Origin of the sequence: Pseudoalteromonas sp. BSi20311, from assembly GCF_000239875.1 — a bacterium.
Lineage (GTDB): Bacteria > Pseudomonadota > Gammaproteobacteria > Enterobacterales > Alteromonadaceae > Pseudoalteromonas.
In genome coordinates, this window is sequence record NZ_BADU01000153.1 from 1 (window position 1) to 16,860 (window position 16,860).

Annotated in this window: 17 protein-coding genes; 12 read left to right on the plus strand and 5 right to left on the minus strand. The window is 40.0% G+C overall.

Translation table 11 applies throughout. The features are described 5' to 3' along the window. The first annotated feature begins 203 nt into the window (after nt 1-203). Nucleotides 204-1,394 (plus strand): succinyl-diaminopimelate desuccinylase, encoded by a 1,191-nt coding sequence (dapE, locus tag P20311_RS14945; protein WP_008114406.1) that lies wholly within the window; start codon nt 204-206, stop codon nt 1,392-1,394. A gap of 67 nt (nt 1,395-1,461) precedes the next feature. Here the strand turns inward: dapE and P20311_RS14950 are convergent, their stop codons facing one another. After that, nucleotides 1,462-3,192, minus strand: coding sequence for a lysophospholipid acyltransferase family protein (locus tag P20311_RS14950; protein WP_008114408.1), 1,731 nt, complete (start codon nt 3,190-3,192; stop codon nt 1,462-1,464). A 159-nt stretch (nt 3,193-3,351) separates the two neighbouring features. Between P20311_RS14950 and P20311_RS14955 the strand changes: the two genes are divergently transcribed. Then, nucleotides 3,352-4,272, plus strand: coding sequence for a glyoxylate/hydroxypyruvate reductase A (locus P20311_RS14955; protein WP_008114410.1), 921 nt, complete (start codon nt 3,352-3,354; stop codon nt 4,270-4,272). A 236-nt stretch (nt 4,273-4,508) separates the two neighbouring features. On the opposite strand, the gene smrA is transcribed toward P20311_RS14955, so the two are convergent. From smrA to P20311_RS14975, 3 genes are all read right to left on the minus strand, one after another. After that, on the minus strand, nt 4,509-5,090 hold the full coding sequence (gene smrA, locus P20311_RS14965; protein ID WP_036932839.1) for a DNA endonuclease SmrA: 582 nt from the start codon (nt 5,088-5,090) through the stop codon (nt 4,509-4,511). A 131-nt stretch (nt 5,091-5,221) separates the two neighbouring features. Continuing rightward, nucleotides 5,222-5,467 carry a hypothetical protein gene (locus P20311_RS14970; protein WP_008114416.1) on the minus strand — a complete coding sequence of 82 codons (246 nt, stop codon included), beginning with the start codon at nt 5,465-5,467 and terminating at the stop codon, nt 5,222-5,224. Nucleotides 5,468-5,573: 106 nt separating this feature from the next. Continuing rightward, nucleotides 5,574-5,999, minus strand: a complete 426-nt coding sequence (locus P20311_RS14975) for a hypothetical protein (RefSeq protein WP_008114418.1) — start codon at nt 5,997-5,999, stop codon at nt 5,574-5,576. 101 nt (nt 6,000-6,100) lie between these two features. Between P20311_RS14975 and P20311_RS14980 the strand changes: the two genes are divergently transcribed. Beyond that, complete coding sequence (locus P20311_RS14980) at nt 6,101-6,484, plus strand: response regulator (RefSeq protein WP_008114419.1); 384 nt, start codon at nt 6,101-6,103, stop codon at nt 6,482-6,484. Between the two features lie 67 nt (nt 6,485-6,551). Here P20311_RS14980 and rpsT read toward each other — a convergent pair whose 3' ends face one another. Further along, on the minus strand, nt 6,552-6,812 hold the full coding sequence (rpsT, locus tag P20311_RS14985) for a 30S ribosomal protein S20 (RefSeq protein ID WP_008114420.1): 261 nt from the start codon (nt 6,810-6,812) through the stop codon (nt 6,552-6,554). A gap of 295 nt (nt 6,813-7,107) precedes the next feature. Here rpsT and murJ point away from each other — a divergent pair, with 295 nt between their 5' ends. From murJ to P20311_RS15030, 9 genes are all read left to right on the plus strand, one after another. Then, a complete protein-coding gene (gene murJ / locus P20311_RS14990) occupies nt 7,108-8,646 on the plus strand; it encodes a murein biosynthesis integral membrane protein MurJ (protein WP_036932848.1) in 1,539 nt (512 codons plus the stop codon). A gap of 74 nt (nt 8,647-8,720) precedes the next feature. After that, nucleotides 8,721-9,647: a bifunctional riboflavin kinase/FAD synthetase gene (gene ribF / locus P20311_RS14995; protein WP_008114422.1), complete on the plus strand. Its 927-nt coding sequence runs from the start codon at nt 8,721-8,723 to the stop codon at nt 9,645-9,647. Between the two features lie 29 nt (nt 9,648-9,676). After that, a complete protein-coding gene (gene ileS, locus P20311_RS15000; RefSeq protein WP_036932842.1) occupies nt 9,677-12,505 on the plus strand; it encodes an isoleucine--tRNA ligase in 2,829 nt (942 codons plus the stop codon). A gap of 12 nt (nt 12,506-12,517) precedes the next feature. Next, nucleotides 12,518-13,018, plus strand: coding sequence for a signal peptidase II (gene lspA, locus P20311_RS15005; protein WP_008114424.1), 501 nt, complete (start codon nt 12,518-12,520; stop codon nt 13,016-13,018). Further along, nucleotides 13,015-13,455, plus strand: coding sequence for an FKBP-type peptidyl-prolyl cis-trans isomerase (fkpB, locus tag P20311_RS15010; protein ID WP_008114425.1), 441 nt, complete (start codon nt 13,015-13,017; stop codon nt 13,453-13,455). The genes lspA and fkpB overlap by 4 nt, the downstream gene beginning before the upstream one ends. Next, nucleotides 13,455-14,384 (plus strand): 4-hydroxy-3-methylbut-2-enyl diphosphate reductase, encoded by a 930-nt coding sequence (ispH, locus tag P20311_RS15015; RefSeq protein WP_008114427.1) that lies wholly within the window; start codon nt 13,455-13,457, stop codon nt 14,382-14,384. Before fkpB ends, ispH begins: the two co-directional genes overlap by 1 nt. Before the next feature lie 444 nt (nt 14,385-14,828). After that, nucleotides 14,829-15,389: a type IV pilus modification protein PilV gene (gene pilV / locus P20311_RS15020; protein ID WP_008114431.1), complete on the plus strand. Its 561-nt coding sequence runs from the start codon at nt 14,829-14,831 to the stop codon at nt 15,387-15,389. Between the two features lies 1 nt (nt 15,390). Next, nucleotides 15,391-16,386 carry a PilW family protein gene (locus tag P20311_RS15025; protein WP_008114434.1) on the plus strand — a complete coding sequence of 332 codons (996 nt, stop codon included), beginning with the start codon at nt 15,391-15,393 and terminating at the stop codon, nt 16,384-16,386. Further along, on the plus strand, nt 16,374-16,859 hold the full coding sequence (locus P20311_RS15030) for a hypothetical protein (protein WP_008114436.1): 486 nt from the start codon (nt 16,374-16,376) through the stop codon (nt 16,857-16,859). The genes P20311_RS15025 and P20311_RS15030 overlap by 13 nt, the downstream gene beginning before the upstream one ends. Nucleotide 16,860: the final 1 nt, after the last annotated feature.

Here is a 16,860-nt window from a genome sequence, read left to right on the forward strand (position 1 = left end):
AACATAACCATCGCATTAATAGCATTTGCATGGTTTATGCGTGGTTCTTGGAAAAAAACCAAGTTAACCAAAGAAGATAAGCACATAGTGCAGGTTACACGAGAAACATTAATAGAAGAGGGCGCACGTTAGCAAGTAAATTCATAATGCGGTCATAAAAAGTCGTTGTAATAAATACACTGCTAAAACGAGGTGTGTTTATTATGACAAAAGCTATCAATACAAAAGCACAAGCGCCGTACTTAACTATTGCACAGTTAAAAACAGTGAGTCACTTAAAAACTCTGATCCGATTTAAATCGATTACTCCTAACTCAGCTGGTGGCATTGAGTGGCTTGCGAACCATCTTACTGAGTTAGGCTTTAGTACAGAGCAATTTAGTTCTAATAATGTGACAAACTTAATTGCAAAAATAACTTTTGGGGCAGGCCCTGTGGTGGCATTTTCTGGGCATATTGATGTGGTACCCGCAGGGCAAGGTGGCTGGTTAGCCGATCCCTTTGATGGACACATAATTAACGATGCGATTTATGGGCGTGGTGCCGCCGATATGAAAGGAGGCATTGCCGCCATGCTTAGCGCAACGCAGACGCTAATAAACAGCGCGCAGCAAAAGCAGGGAACATTATTTTGGCTGATCACCTCAGATGAAGAAGGTGAGGCGGAGCATGGCTCTGTGTTGATTGCCAAGCGATTAGCACAACAGGGCGTTGTGCTTGATGGCTGTATTGTTGGTGAGCCAACCAGCCACCTGCAGGTAGGTGACACTATAAAAAATGGTCGACGTGGAGCCTTATCTGCGCGATTAGCTATTCAAGGAAAGGCTGGGCATGTAGCCTATCCTGAGAATACCATTAATGCTGCGCACATCAGTGCTGAAGTGGTTAACAGGCTCACACAAATAGACTGGCCTTTAGATGAACTTAGTTCAAAAACAACGCTGCAAGTCACCGGTATTAATATTGATAATGTGTTAGATAACCTCGTGCCAGCTCAGTGTGATATTACTTTTAATATTCGCTATAGCCATGGGTATAAAAGTAAACATGTTAAGCAACGTGTGTTTGCTGCACTGAAGGATTTCAGCGAGCATTTGGTTATACAGTGGGAGCGTCCATGTGAACCCTATTATACAAGCCATAAGATTGAGAGTTGCTTACTCGCTCAGTTAGAGCAGGCAATTTTTAAAGTGACGGGGAATTATCCTTTATTAAGCACCAGTGGTGGGACGTCGGACGGACGATTTTTTGCACAGCAAACAACACAAGTCATAGAGTGTGGGGTACGAAACCATAGTATTCATCAGGTTAATGAACATGTACCGATTTGCGACTTGTTAGAAATAGAAAAGATTTATACGCAATTACTCGATGGTATTTTTACTCAGCCTTGAAGTATTAATAACTATTAAAGCGCCGCTTAATGCCGCTTTAATAGTTATTCGATTAAGGGTTAACGCTTTAACTTGCTGATGCTGATTTATCAGTACCCAAGTAGCGTTTTGCTTTGCTTGGTTTTACTTTTTCAAGATCAACCAATACTAGGCCATCAATACAATTATTGAATTGTGGATCAATACTAAAGCTTAAAAATTTAACGCCATTTGGTTCGCATAGCTCTGTATATTGTTTAAATAGTGTGGGTACATGCGTGCCCATGTTAGCGAGTATGTGTTTAAGCTCTACAAAATCTTCTTTTATATTATTACCCTCGAACAAGTTAGTGCACTGAGTTTGCTGATCAGTTGTGTGACGAAAAGCATTGTTAGGCGTTGCGAGTGATTTTTCACAGCCATAATAGTGCTGATAATAATGCACTAATAAAGACTTTGCCTGCTCAGGTAGTGCGTTTGACACACTCACCGCACCAAATAAGTAACGGTATTGAGGGTAGCGATTTATAAAAGCGCCAATACCATACCATAAGTAGTCGAGACTTTTTCTGCCCCAATATTTAGGTTGTACAAAGCTTCGGCCTAGCTCTATGCCTTGTTTAAAATAAGGAGTCATATCTTGGGTATAATTAAATAGGCTATCGGTATAAAGCCCACTTTGTGAGTGTTGTTCAATCACATCCTGTGCACAAGCTAATCGGTAAGCACCCACCAACTCTAGTGCATGTTCATCCCACAATACTAAGTGCTGATAGTGCATATCGTATTTATCTATGTCTCGGCGGTTTCCACTACCTTCACCTACAGCCCGAAAAGCGATTTCTCGTAAGCGGCCCAGTTCACGAAATAAGGGAGAGCTTCCTTGATATTGGTACAAATAAATCACCATGCCATCACTGGTTTTACCTAAATGTTCGCAGCATTCTATGGCTTTTTTTAATTCTTTTTTACATTCAGGAGAGGCGATCGGAGCATGAGTTTTTAATGGTAGCGTTTTTTTTGTGGTTAAACGATATAGTTGCTTACGGATTAGCTCAACCACTTCTTTGTCTTTTAAGTCTGGGATTAAATAAGACTCAGGAGCAATGGAAGCGCCAATTTCAAACTCGAGTGATTTTTGACGTTGCTTAAACATTTCTTTTACCAGTAATAAGCTAGCCAGTGGTTTATAAAGCATTGATGCGCCGTAAAACAGCGGACTATTTCTGGCTTTAATATAGATAGGCAAAATAGGGCTGTTAGCCTTTTTAGCAATGCGTAAAAAGCCACTGTTCCATTTGCAGTCTTTTATACCCGTAGGACGAAGTCGAGAAACTTCACCGGCAGGGAAAATAAGTAACGCTCCTTCATTTTTTAAGTGCTGGTGGATATTACTCAGCTCTTGTTTTTTACTTTGCCCTGATAGGTTATCAACGGGTAGTAATAACGAATGCATGGCGTCAACGGTCATTAACATACGGTTAGCCACCACTTTTAAATCGGCTCTTACCGTTGATAACACATTAATTAATGCAAGCGCATCTAAGGAGCCGATAGGGTGGTTTGCAATAATGACAATTTTTCCTTCACTGGGAATATTTTCTATTTGCTTAGCTTTATAACGAGTTTCAAAGTCAAGTTCATCAAGTACTTGCTCTACAAATTCTATTCCTTGAAGGTGGGGATAGGCAGTTGCAAAGTTTGTAAATTCTTGTTCATGTAATAAGTAGCTAAGACTTTTTTTTACCAGTTTTTTTATTTTAAATGAGTTAGTTAACTGTGGTAAATTGGTTGCTATTACTTTATCTACACTGATCATACGCACCTCTTTTTATACTAGGCTAAGGCCAATATGTTTAGCTTAGAGTGCGCATATGACAATACGCGGTCAGTTGTGTGACTTTTTAAAACCGTTTACTTACTATTGAATTAAACCATACCAGTACTATTATTTACGGTTACTTTTTAAGGAATCATCATGTCAGTTTTAGTCGCGATTACCGGTCGAGATAACACAAAATTAATTGCAAAAATGCAATCGCAATTGCCCAATATTCAAATTGAGCAGCTTGATGATTGCCAAGATTTTGCAAGTGTAGAATTTGTACTGGCTTGGAATGCGCCCGCGTCTTTATGGCTAAAGTTGATAAATTTGAAAGCGGTGTCATCGTTTGGTGCTGGGGTTGATAGTATCGATTTAAGTTTACTACCTGCACATGTTGAAGTAGTGCGCATTGTCGATAAACAGTTAGCCAACGACATGGCTGAATATGTACTTACTCATGTATTAGCGCAAAAATTGCGATTAAAAGAATATTTTTTAAAACAACAGCAAAGTGAATGGAAGCCCAAAAGAGCGTATAAGCACAATCAAGTCAGTATTTTAGGGTTTGGCGAATTAGGCCAAGCTTGTGCCTACAGGTTGGCTAATAATGGTTTTAAAGTTAGTGCTTGGAGCCGAAGCCCTAAAATATCAACGATAGCAACACACTACCATGGCGATGACGGCTTAACACAGATGCTTGAGCAAACCGATTATTTAATTTGCCTATTGCCACTTACTAGCAATACTAAAGGTATTATTAATCAACAGTTGCTTAAGCAACTTCCTGAGCACGCCGTGCTAATTAATGTGGCCCGAGGTGAGCATGTTGTTGAAGCTGATTTGCTCGATGTGCTCAACAACGCACGTTTACGAGCAGCAACGCTTGATGTATTTGCCAGTGAGCCACTACCAAGCGAACACCCTTATTGGCAGCACCCAAATATTACTTTAACGCCGCACTGTGCTGCGCTGTCAGATCTAGATAGTGTTATTGAACAAATAGCAGGCAACATCCTACGCTTACAAGCGAAACAGCCATTACATAATAGTATTAACAAAATTCAGGGTTATTAATGAACAATTTGTTTAATTTTTAACAGAAACAGCTTGTTAACATTTGTAATTTTTATTATTGTTAAAAGCCGTTCTAACAAAAATAATAAATAGGATGAATTATGAAACCCAGTCAAGGGGGCGCAAAAATCAGCATTGTGGTTGTATCCATCATTATATTAGGAATATCTGCGTGGTTTAATCAAGCTAATGCGGCAGCCCTGATGCTTAACTAACCCTTATTAGCACAGCAAGGTTTAACTGCGCTTGCTGTGAATTTCTCTGTTTTGATGCTTTTTATCATCACTTTTCTTCAATAAAACATACGTTGCACCACTTCCTCCATGTTGCCTGAGTGCAGTATGAAATGCTAAAACACAAGGAATTGTTTGCAGCCACTGATTTACGTAACTTTTTAAAATACCCGGTTTGGCTTTATTTTTAATGCCTATTCCATGACGAACAAGAACCATTCTTATATTGCGATTGTGGCAATCTTTAATAAAGGCCTGCAACGAAGCATAGGCATTTTTTAGAAGTTGCCCGTGTAAATCTAACGTCGCATCGAGCTGATATTTAGCTAATCTTACATTTTTAAAAACCGGGCTTTGCACGCCATCTCGTTTAAAGCTTAATATGGCGAGTGGGTCGAGCAATTCAAGTGGTTCATCTAACGGATTAAATTGTTCACTGTTTAAATTTGATTGTGCAGCTTTATTTTTTTCTTGTTGAGCGATAGCTGCTTTATGGCTTTTAGGTGGCAATGTCACGGTGTCGTGACTGATAGGGGTAACATCTTCCATAGAGGATAAGAATAAATCGAAATCTGACAACGGCATGGGCTTATCTCAAAATAGGCTAATACGAGATTAATTTTAACTTAGTTCAAACTAAGACCCAAGATTTTTAAAGCTGTGGGATAAAAAAAGCCCAGAAAAACTGGGCTATAAAATATTCTAAGGGGAAGTAATTAGTGTTGAGATACAGTAAATTGCCCAAATGTATAAACTTTGAACAAGTAAAATGTGTTGATCAAAACTAAACTCATATTTGAAATAATACTCGACGACATAAGATCTAAGCTAAATGATAGGAATAACAAACCACAAGCACTAATCGCAGCAACGCGAAGCAGTGTCAGTTGGTTAATAAAGAATGCACCTAAACCTAGTGCAAGTAGTAATGTATTTAAAAGCCAATCTAGCTCGTTTAGCATGGTCGTTTCAATAGTTCAGTTGTTGAAAAAAGGAGCGCCATTATGTTGATCTTTTGCACAGCTTTCAACCAAGTAATTTTAAATTTTCAGATTAGTTTTTTTAATGTTAAAAGTAAGTAAGCAATACTGGAAATATTCCTTCCTCAGCAATAATTCGATATTTTTGGCAGCTCTGCGGTTGCTGTAAATCAATACATAGGTAAAGGGTTCTATGCTCCTTATCCAGTCGCGGGTGGAGGGTTGAGTCCAGTAGTTTTGGTTCGCTTGAAAACAACCCAGGCCAATACACACTTTGGCTCACCATAGATGATTTTTTATAAGTAAGTAAGCTTGGCTTTGGCACTAAAACAAGTATAAGTAATAATATCGTGAAAATAAAAAACAGGGTCAGCTTGATACCACGCTTAGTGTTCTTTGATTGCGGCTTTAATTGTGGGGCAAGGTTTGCAAGCTTATTAGTGGGTGTAGGTTTAACAGTAATCGTTTTATTTTTTTGCGGCGACTCTTTTTTGTGGTTTTCGACATAAAGCAAATCTGGCCTTTTTAGCTTAGCTCTCTATAATAAAGTAAATATTTGTATTTTAAGCAAATCACCAATTTTGCAGACATGGCTTTAGCCTATAAGGATTATATATGAATACGCAGCTATCTATTTTAATAGTTGATGATGTTAGTACGGTGCGTAGCTTTTTGAGTCAAACCCTGATGCATTTAGGGATAGAGAATGTAAAAGAGGCGTCAACGGCCGCGCAGTGCATTAGCGAGTGTCGTGCAGCCAATTTTAATATTATATTTTTAGATATAGAACTACCTGATGGCGACGGTAAAGAGCTTATTGCGCAAATTAATGAGTTATCACCAGAGACAAACGTGGTGATGGTGTCGGCTCATTCAGGCGTTGAAAATGTGAAGGATGCGATAGATAGAGGGGCTAAAGGATTTGTAGTTAAGCCATTTTCTCCAAAGAAAATTGCGGCGATGTTGAAAAAGTTTTACCCAGAGCTTGATAACGTTTAATAGGCGCATTTATTTTGGGCAAAAAAAAACCGGCAAAAGCCGGTTTTTTTAATCTTGCAAAAACAAATTATAGCGCTTTAATTTTAGCAGCTAAACGGCTCTTATGACGAGCAGCTTTGTTTTTGTGGATTAGACCCTTAGTTGCGTAACGGTCTAGGATAGGTGTAGCAACAGAAAAAGCTTGCTGTGCAGCTTCTTTATCGCCAGCTTCAATAGCTACGATTACTTTTTTGAAGTAAGTACGCATCATTGAACGACGGCTTGCGTTGTGCTGACGGTTTTTTTCGCTTGTGATAGCGCGTTTTTTTGCAGACTTGATGTTAGCCAAGGTTTGCTCCTAACAATCTTAAATAAAGCTTAAATTAAAGGCCGTGGAATATGCCTGTTTTTATCATGAATGTCAATTTAATTTTAACAATCCAAGAAAAACTGCTCCTTATAACGAACATCAATTTGCCGCTTTAGCAGTTAATAGCGCTATTGTAACAAAGCAAGGGGTTCCAGCCTAGTGCTTTAAAGCGATTTATAAAAAAGACTATGGCATAATTAACTTAATTGCTGATTTTTAATATGGATTCATAGTGTCAAAAGGTTTGTTTCGTTCTGGGATGATTGTAAGTGCAATGACAATGATCTCGCGTATTTTAGGGCTAGTACGAGATGCCGTCGTGGCTAACTTGTTGGGCGCGGGCGCTGCAGCCGATGTATTTTTATTTGCTAACCGTATTCCTAATTTTTTACGTCGTTTATTTGCCGAAGGGGCTTTTGCGCAAGCATTTGTACCGGTATTAAGTGAAATTAAACAGCAGCAGGGCGATGAGAAGGTCAGGATATTTGTAGCCCAAGCCGCCGGCACGTTAGGCACTATTTTACTGATAGTGACGCTCTTTGGTGTGATAGCGTCACCTGTTATTGCTGCTTTATTCGGCACTGGTTGGTTTATTGATTGGTGGCAAGGGGGGCCTGACGCAGAAAAGTTTGAGCTTGCCAGTTCGCTATTAAAACTGACTTTTCCTTATTTGTTTTTTGTAAGCCTTGTGGCGCTCAGTGGCGCTGTGATGAACGTTTATAATCGTTTTGCCGTGGCGGCTTTTACCCCGGTTTTACTCAATGTATCTATTATTAGTTGTGCCATTTTATTACATGATCAGTTTTCTGTAGGCGCTTATGCGTTAGCTTTTGGCGTGTTTTTAGGAGGCGTGGTACAGCTATTATTTCAATTGCCGTTTTTGTATAAAGCAAAAATGCTAGCGCGCCCGCGCTGGGGTTGGCAAGATGAAAATGTGAAAAAAGTACGCAAGTTAATGCTCCCAGCCTTATTTGGTGTATCAATTAGTCAAATTAACTTATTACTCGATACGGTAATAGCTTCATTATTGATGACAGGCTCTATCGCTTGGCTGTATTACTCAGATAGACTGATTGAATTCCCACTTGGTTTATTTGGCATTGGTATTGCGACGGTTATTTTACCTGCGCTGTCAAAATTACACAGCAGTAAAAAAAGTAGCGACTTTCAACATACCCTAGATTGGGGAGTGAGGTTTGTGATTTTTTTAGGGCTTCCAGCAATGATAGGGTTGATGATTATAAGCCCACTTATTATTACCGTGCTGTTTGATCATGGCGCTTTCAAAGAAGCGGGTATTGATCATGTTAAGGCGGTGAGCTTGGGGGTTGTTGCTTACTCAGTGGGATTAGTCAGCTTTATGTTAATTAAAGTGCTCGCGCCAGGGTTTTATTCTCGCCAAGATACTAAAACACCGGTACGCATTGGTATTATTACTTTGGTACTAAATATGGTGTTTAACATTATGTTAGCGCCATTTATTGGCTATTTAGGCTTGGCACTGGCAACCTCAATGTCAGCCAGCTGTAATGCTTATTTACTTTACCGACAACTAAAAAAAGAGAATGTTTATCAGTTTTCCAGCATGAGTGGCTACTTCACTTTGAAGTGCTTGTTGGCAAGTATAACGATGGGTGCATTGGTTTGGTTTACCAGTAGACAATATGACTGGGTTAGTTGGCACTTTAGCGAACAAGTTATGTTATTGGTTGTGTTATTAATTATTGCGATGGTTAGTTACTTTTTTATGTTGTTTTTGATGGGTGTTAGACTAAATACGATAAAAAGTGTAGCAATTACTGAATCAAATTAAAAAAAAGATTATAATCGGACACTCTGCGGCTTAAGGTCGCATTTTATCGCTCGCTGAAAAAGGCATTAGGTGGCATGGAGTTAATTAGAGGTATACACAATATACGCCCACAACACTTTGGTTGTGTGCTGACCATTGGTAATTTTGATGGTGTTCATTTGGGTCATGCTGCCGTATTAAAAGGGCTTTTAGCTGATGCAAAAGAAAATAATTTACCCAGCACCGTAATGTTATTTGAGCCTCAGCCACAAGAGTTTTTTGCAAAAAATAACGCTCCGGCTAGGCTGACTCGACTGCGTGATAAACTACGCCTATTGAGTAACTTAGGAATTGAACGCGTTATTTGTATTAGCTTTAATCAGGCTTTTGCAAACATGCATGCCGAGCAGTTTGTTAGCGATATTTTAATTAAAAAGCTGGGCGTTAAAGCATTAACGGTTGGTGATGATTTTAGGTTTGGTAAACAGCGCCAAGGTAACTTTAGTCTATTGGCAACTATGGGCACCCAAGCGGGAATGAGTGTTAAAAGCACTGCCAGCTTTAGGCAATTAAATGCTAGAGTAAGCAGCACCTTGATACGAGAAGCGCTTGCTGAAGGTGACCTAGTTAGTGCAAAAGTTATGCTTGGGCATAATTATGCAATATCTGGACGTGTTATTCATGGCTGGAAGAAAGGCCGCGAACTGGGTTTTAGAACGGCAAATATTGCGCTAAAACGTCAAGTTTGTCCGGTCAATGGTGTATTTGCGGTTCAAGTGATGTTCGCAGGAAAGCAAGTTTTTGGGGTGGCTAACATTGGAAACAAACCCACGTTTAATGGAACTCGTGCCTTATTAGAAGTTCATCTTTTTGATTTTGCACAAGATATTTATGGACAATTTATGCATGTGGAGCTAGTTGAAAAACTCCGCAATGAGAAAAAATTCGAGACATTAACACAACTGACGGCACAAATAGCAACCGATGTTGCCGCCGCTAAGCAGTGTTTTGGTTTAAATTAGGTAGCCGATAGAAACGGAAAGTAGGATTAATGAGCGACTACAAACATACTTTGAATTTACCGGAAACAATGTTTCCAATGCGTGGCAATTTGGCACAACGTGAACCAAAAATGCTTAAAGCATGGTATGAAGACGACCTATACGGTCAAATTCGCAGCGCGAAGAAAGGTAAAAAAACTTTCATTTTGCATGACGGCCCTCCGTATGCAAACGGCGATATCCATTTAGGCCACTCAGTAAATAAAATACTAAAAGATATTATTGTTAAGTCTAAAACCTTATCAGACTTTGATGCGCCATACGTACCAGGTTGGGACTGTCATGGTTTACCAATCGAGTTAATGGTTGAGAAAAAAGTCGGTAAACCCGGTGTTAAGGTAACTGCGGCAGAGTTTCGTGAGAAATGTCGTGCTTATGCTAAAAAGCAAGTGGAAGGCCAAAAAGTAGACTTTAAACGTTTAGGCGTTTTTGGTGATTGGGATAAACCTTACCTAACCATGAACTTCGACTTTGAAGCTAATGCCATTCGTGTATTGGGCCGCATTATAAAAAATGGTCACCTTCATAAAGGCGCTAAGCCTGTGCATTGGTGTACAGATTGTGGCTCAGCATTAGCTGAGGCAGAAGTTGAATACCAAGATAAACAGTCTCCAGCTATTGATGTGCGTTTTACTTTTACAGATCAAGATGCGGTAGTTAACGCATTTGATTTAGCGGCTGGCCATACAGGAACTGGTAGCGTAGGAACCGTTATTTGGACTACGACACCATGGACTTTACCTGCGAACCGTGCGGTAGCTGTGCATGCTGATTTAGAATACGCGCTAGTACAAGTAGAAGATGAAGGCGTTCAGCAACGTCTTATTATTGGCTCTGAGCTGGTTAAAGATGCGATGGATCGTTTTGGCTTTAACCATTTCCATATCCTTGGCTATGTTAAAGGCGCAGCACTTGAAAACTTAACCGTAGCACACCCTTTTTATGACTTTAATGTTCCTGTTATTGTTGCAGAGCACGTAACAACTGATTCAGGTACGGGCATCGTGCATACTGCACCAGGTCATGGTCAAGAAGATTTCGTGGCTGGTCTTGAGTACAACCTTGAAGTAGCTAACCCTGTTGGCGCAAACGGTGTTTACTTACCTGATACTGAATTATTTGCCGGTCAACATGTGTTTAAAGCCAATGCGAGTGTAATTGAGGTATTAAAAGAAAATAATGCCCTAATGCATCACCATGCATTAACTCACAGCTATCCACATTGTTGGCGTCATAAAACGCCTATTATTTTCCGTGCCACACCACAATGGTTTGTTAGCATGGATCAGGCTAACTTGCGCCAAGACTCACTGGCTGAAATTAAAAATACTCAGTGGTTACCTGAATGGGGCGAAAGCCGTATTGCCAACATGGTTGAAGGCCGCCCTGATTGGTGTATTTCACGTCAACGTACTTGGGGTGTACCTATTGCGTTGTTTGTTGATAAAGACACGGGTGCATTACACCCAAATACTCAAGAGCTGATTGAACAAGCAGCAGCGCTTGTTGAAAAGTCAGGTATTCAAGCATGGTATGACTTAGAGCCAGCTACTTTACTAGGTGAAGAAGACGCACAACAATACATGAAAGTGCAAGACACACTGGACGTGTGGTTTGACTCAGGTGTAACGCATGCCTGTGTTGTTGATGCGCGTGAAGATTTAACCGGTCCTGCTGATTTATACCTAGAAGGTTCAGATCAACACCGTGGCTGGTTTATGTCATCAATGATGACCTCAGTGGCAATTAATGGTCATGCACCTTACAAGCAAGTGCTTACGCATGGCTTTACGGTTGATGAAAACGGCCGCAAAATGTCTAAGTCATTAGGCAATGTTATTTCACCACAAAATGTGATGAATAAACTAGGCGCTGATATTTTACGTTTATGGGTAGCATCAACTGATTACACGGCAGAAATGACGGTATCAGATGAAATATTCAAACGTTCAGCAGATCGCTACCGCCGTATTCGTAACACCAGCCGTTACTTACTTGCTAACCTTAGTGGTTTTGATCCAAAAACAGATCAAGTTGCTGTGGATGATATGGTTGAGCTTGATAAGTGGATTGTAGGGCGTGCTGCACAGTTACAAGATGATATTTTAGCGGCGTACGACAGCTATCAAATGCTATTAGTGACGCAAAAGCTAATGAACTTCTGTACTGGTGAGTTAGGTTCATTCTACTTAGACGTTATAAAAGATCGTCAGTACACGGCAAAAAGCGACAGCCATGCACGCCGTTCTTGTCAAACCGCGCTATACCACATTGCTGAAGCAATGACGCGTTGGATGGCACCAATCATGAGCTTTACAGCACAAGAAATTTGGGAAGCACTTCCAGGTGAGCGCAGTGATTATGTATTTACTTCAACTTGGTATGAGGGCTTACAAGCACCAACAACGACCAAGTTTAGCAATGAAGACTGGCAAGCTATTTTAAATGTGCGTGACGAAGTGAACCGTCTGCTAGAAGCTGCGCGTAAAGAAGAAGTGATTGGCGCTACATTACAAGCAACGGTTAACTTGTTTGCAAGCAAAAAACTTGCAGCTAAGCTGGCGGCATTGGGCGATGAACTGCGCTTTGTTTTACTAACTTCAGCTGTAAATGTTACTGAGGTGGATAGCCAGCCAGTGGACTCACAAGCAACTGAAATTGAAGGTTTATACATTAGCGTATCAGCAACAGATGCTAAAAAGTGTGAGCGTTGTTGGCATTACAGTGAAGATGTAGGTGTTGAGCCTGCTCATCCTGAAATTTGTGGTCGTTGTGTAAGTAACGTTGACGGTGAAGGTGAAAAGCGTCAATTCGCTTAGGAGTTGTTTTTAGTGAGCAAACTAACCCAAAAAAGTGGTTTAGTGTGGCTTTGGTTGAGTCTATTACTGCTTGTAATAGACTTTGCCAGTAAAACACTGGTTGTAAACACCATGGCTTATGGTGAGTCAATTAATTTATTGCCTGTTTTTAGCATCACTTATGTCCATAACTACGGTGCAGCCTATAGCTTTTTAAGCGAAGCGGGTGGCTGGCAGCGTTGGTTTTTAAGTGCAATAGCAATCGCGATTAGTTGTTTGTTGGTATGGTGGTTAAAACGCCTTCCTGCGTCTAATAAAGTATTGTGCGGTGCATATTCGTTAGTGCTAGCAGGTGCTATTGGTAACTTATACGACCGTGTTGCTTATGGCTACGTGATTGACTTTTTACATGTGTTTTACGAAGACTCACATTTTCCCGTATTTAATATTGCTGACTGTGCTATTTGTATTGGCGCTGCATTATTACTATTTGACGCCTTTACAGGCGAAGAACCAAAGGAGCATAAAGCATGAGCCAAGCTGTAATTGGTGAAAACTCAAACGTTATTTTTCATTTTTCTATTAAACTGGAAGATGGCTCTGCCGCTGATTCAACAAAAGTGCATAACAAGCCAGCAAAACTGACTATGGGTGATGGCAGCTTAACCGCTAACTTTGAAAAATGTTTACTTGGCTTAACGGCGGGTGAAAGCAAAACATTTGAACTTGAGCCGGAAGATGCTTTTGGTCAACCAAACCCAGATAATATTTATTATGTAGATCGTAGTAAGTTTGGTGCAGAAACACCGGCTAAAGTAGGTGCGATTATTGCTTTTACTCAACCTGATGGTACTGAGCTTCCTGGTTTGGTGCGTGAAGTGCAAGGTGAGTCAGTTACTATCGATTTTAACCACCCATTAGCGGGTCAGCGTTTAACGTTTGAAGTTGATATTATTGAGGTGCAGGGTTAATGGAAATATTATTAGCTAATCCACGAGGCTTTTGCGCTGGTGTTGACCGCGCAATCAGTATTGTTGAGCGCGCTTTAGATATTTTTGAAAAACCAATCTATGTGCGACACGAAGTGGTGCATAACCGTTATGTGGTTGATGGTTTAAAAAATCGCGGTGCCGTGTTTGTTGAAGAACTAGATCAGGTTCCTGATGATAGCATTGTTATTTTCAGCGCTCATGGTGTATCTCAGGCTGTTCGCTCAGAGGCTAAACGCAGAGAGTTAAAAGTATTTGATGCAACCTGTCCGTTAGTGACTAAGGTGCATATGGAAGTAACGCGTGCTAGTAAAAAAGGTATTGAATGCATCTTAATTGGCCACCACGGACACCCTGAGGTTGAGGGTACCATGGGTCAATACGATAACGAGCAAGGTGGTATTTACCTTGTTGAAACGGTTGATGATGTATTAAAGCTTGATGTAAAAAATGCGGATAATCTTTTTTACTGCAGCCAAACAACTCTATCTGTAGATGATACTGCCGATGTGATTGATGCTTTACGTAGTAAATTTCCTGCAATTGATGGCCCACGTAAAGACGATATTTGTTATGCAACGCAAAACCGTCAAGATGCGGTTCGTGATTTAGCTGATAAAGTGGATGTGTTATTGGTTGTGGGTGCTAAAAATAGTTCCAACTCTAATCGTTTACGGGAACTTGCTGATAAAATGGGTACGCAAGCCTATTTAATTGATGATGCTAGTAATGTTGAAGCATCATGGTTTGATCGCATCAATAGTGTAGGTGTGACTGCCGGCGCCTCAGCTCCTGAGGTATTAGTTCAGCAAGTGATTACTCGCTTAAAAGAGCTAGGTGGCAAGCAAGTAATCGAGAATCCAGGTGAAGAAGAAAACATCGTTTTTGCTGTACCAGTAGAGCTGCGTTAATTTTTTAAATGATGAAAAAGCTGAATGAATTAGTAACTGACATGCAGTGGATTACTTTCATTCAGCCTTTTTAATCATTTTTTTAATATTTTTTTGTTATTTTTAATATTCCTAAAAATAGCAATAAAATAAACCACTTCCATTTCAATATGTGCTTCTGTTTGGTTTATGGCTTTGAACTAAATAAAAGCGCCATTCACTATTTCATTAAACAAGTCTATAACCGGATTCCATCCTTACTTATTTTTATCTCTTTGAGGCTTAAACGCTTTTTACTGTTTTTCAAAATATTTTACAGATGGAAAAACAGCCAAGTATCCCAAAATACAGTACTTAAACGCTGATTATCGTAATAGCCAACTATTTCATTGTGCGAGCGGTTGTATATTGAATATGTTTCGTAAATGTATACAATTGCACCAATCAACATTTTTTGGCTACCTTATGTTTGCACACCAGATTAAATTTTCAAAAGGCTTTACACTTATAGAAGTGCTCATCGCCTTTATTATTCTCAGTTTTGGTTTATTAGGAGCAGTTGCCTTACAAGCTAAAGCAAAGCAAGCGAGCTTTGACTCAATGCAACGTGCAGCAGCCGTGGCACTTGGCAATGATATTATTCAACGAATACGCGCTAATGACACACCGCAACTAGCGACTCTTTATGATGTTGACTTTAATAGTGATACTGGCAAGAACTCATCAAATACGTGTTTTACAAACTCTTGCACTAATGCACAAATTGCTGCCTTAGATATTGAGCAGTGGAAGCGTGCTATTCGTGCTCGCGAAAATACAGGCTCATTAGATGATGCCTCGGTATGTATTAACCCTACAGCTGTTGCCAGTGCTGCAGGTAATGCATTTAATGTTGAAGTAATTGTAACCTGGCAGGGGCGCCAAGAATTTAAAGCGAGTGAGGCTACTGGAAATATTAGCTGTGGCGTAGCAGATAAAAAACGCCGTTTGGTGGTGTTAAACAGTTATGTTTATGTCAGGAGTTAAAATGAAGCAAGCCGGATTTACCCTAGTTGAAATGATGATTTCACTTTTTATTGGTGGCTTGATCCTCGGTGGTGTGATGTTTACTTATATTGGCATGAAAGTGACCACCAAAGACACTATGACCATAGGCGAGTTACAAGAATCAGGTCGCTTAGCCATTAACATTATGCAACGAGATATTGAACAAGTTGGTTTTTGGGGGACTTTTTATGATGATTCATTTACCGCTATAAATACCACCACATTAGCAAGCCCAACAGGTGATTGCTCTGAAGGTGATAACAATGGTAGCTTCCCTAATTTAGCGAGTAGCAGCAACTTTAAAGGTCTATTTGCCAAAGTAGCAGTAGATTCAAGTGAGCTTAGCTGTATTAATAATCCGCTAGCAGGAACTGACATTTTACAAGTAAAGTTTTTGCAAGGTCGTCAACTACAGGTAGAAGCGGGTGCCAATCAAACCCAAAGTGATGAAAACTATTTTATTGCTGAGCAAGAAAGCGCCCGTTTTGTTCGCGGTGTTATTGACCCGGCTACTGTGAATCTTAATGCCAGTATTTGGCCGTATAGCCATCATAGTTACTATATTTCAGAGCAAACTTATACAGTAAACAATAAAAGCATTACGGTTCCTGCATTAATGCGAAAACGCTTAGTCGGAGATTCGATGACAACGGAAACCATTATGGAAGGCGTCGAGAATATGCGCTTTGTGTTTGGTTTAGATACCACTAGTGATAGCCGTGTAGATACATACAGAAGCATTGATGATATGAGTATTGCACAGTGGGAAAATCAAAAAGGTGTTTTAACCGTTCAAGTTTTTTTATTGATCAGAGCATTACAGCCAGATCCTGGGATTTCTATAAAAAACCAAACCTATATTCTTGGTGAAGATGCTAACAGCCGAACTTTAACGTTTTCAGACAATTTCAGACGTACTGTTTTTACTACAACAATACGTTTAAACAATGCAGGATCGAATTTATGGCGCATTTAAGCCCTACGAGGAGTAAGCAACAGGGTGTTGTGCTTATTACGGCACTTATTATGGTGATAGCTGTGACGGGGATTGCGGTAACCTTAATGAGCAGCAGTAGTATTGATATTAAGATCACTAATGCCGCACAGGAACGTGAAGTCGCTGAAAATCAATTAATTGGTGAAGTACAGCGGATCATTGCTGATGAGGTAAGTAAAGGGGCTGCTAATCAGTTCTTTTTGACCCCCGATGAAGTCACAGATAGCGGTATCGAAATTGCAAACCGTAATGATATGACAAGCAATATGGTTAACTTAAATAACGGCATGCTTGATTTAAAGTGTCCTAGACGCTTTAATTTTACGACGGGGATTTCCTGCAATATGGTTCAGGTATCAACAACCATAGACTATGGCTCTAAAAGTAAACACCAAATCACTATAGTAACCGGTGTCGCTCAAGAGATGGCTAGTATAAGTAAAGGTATTTAAG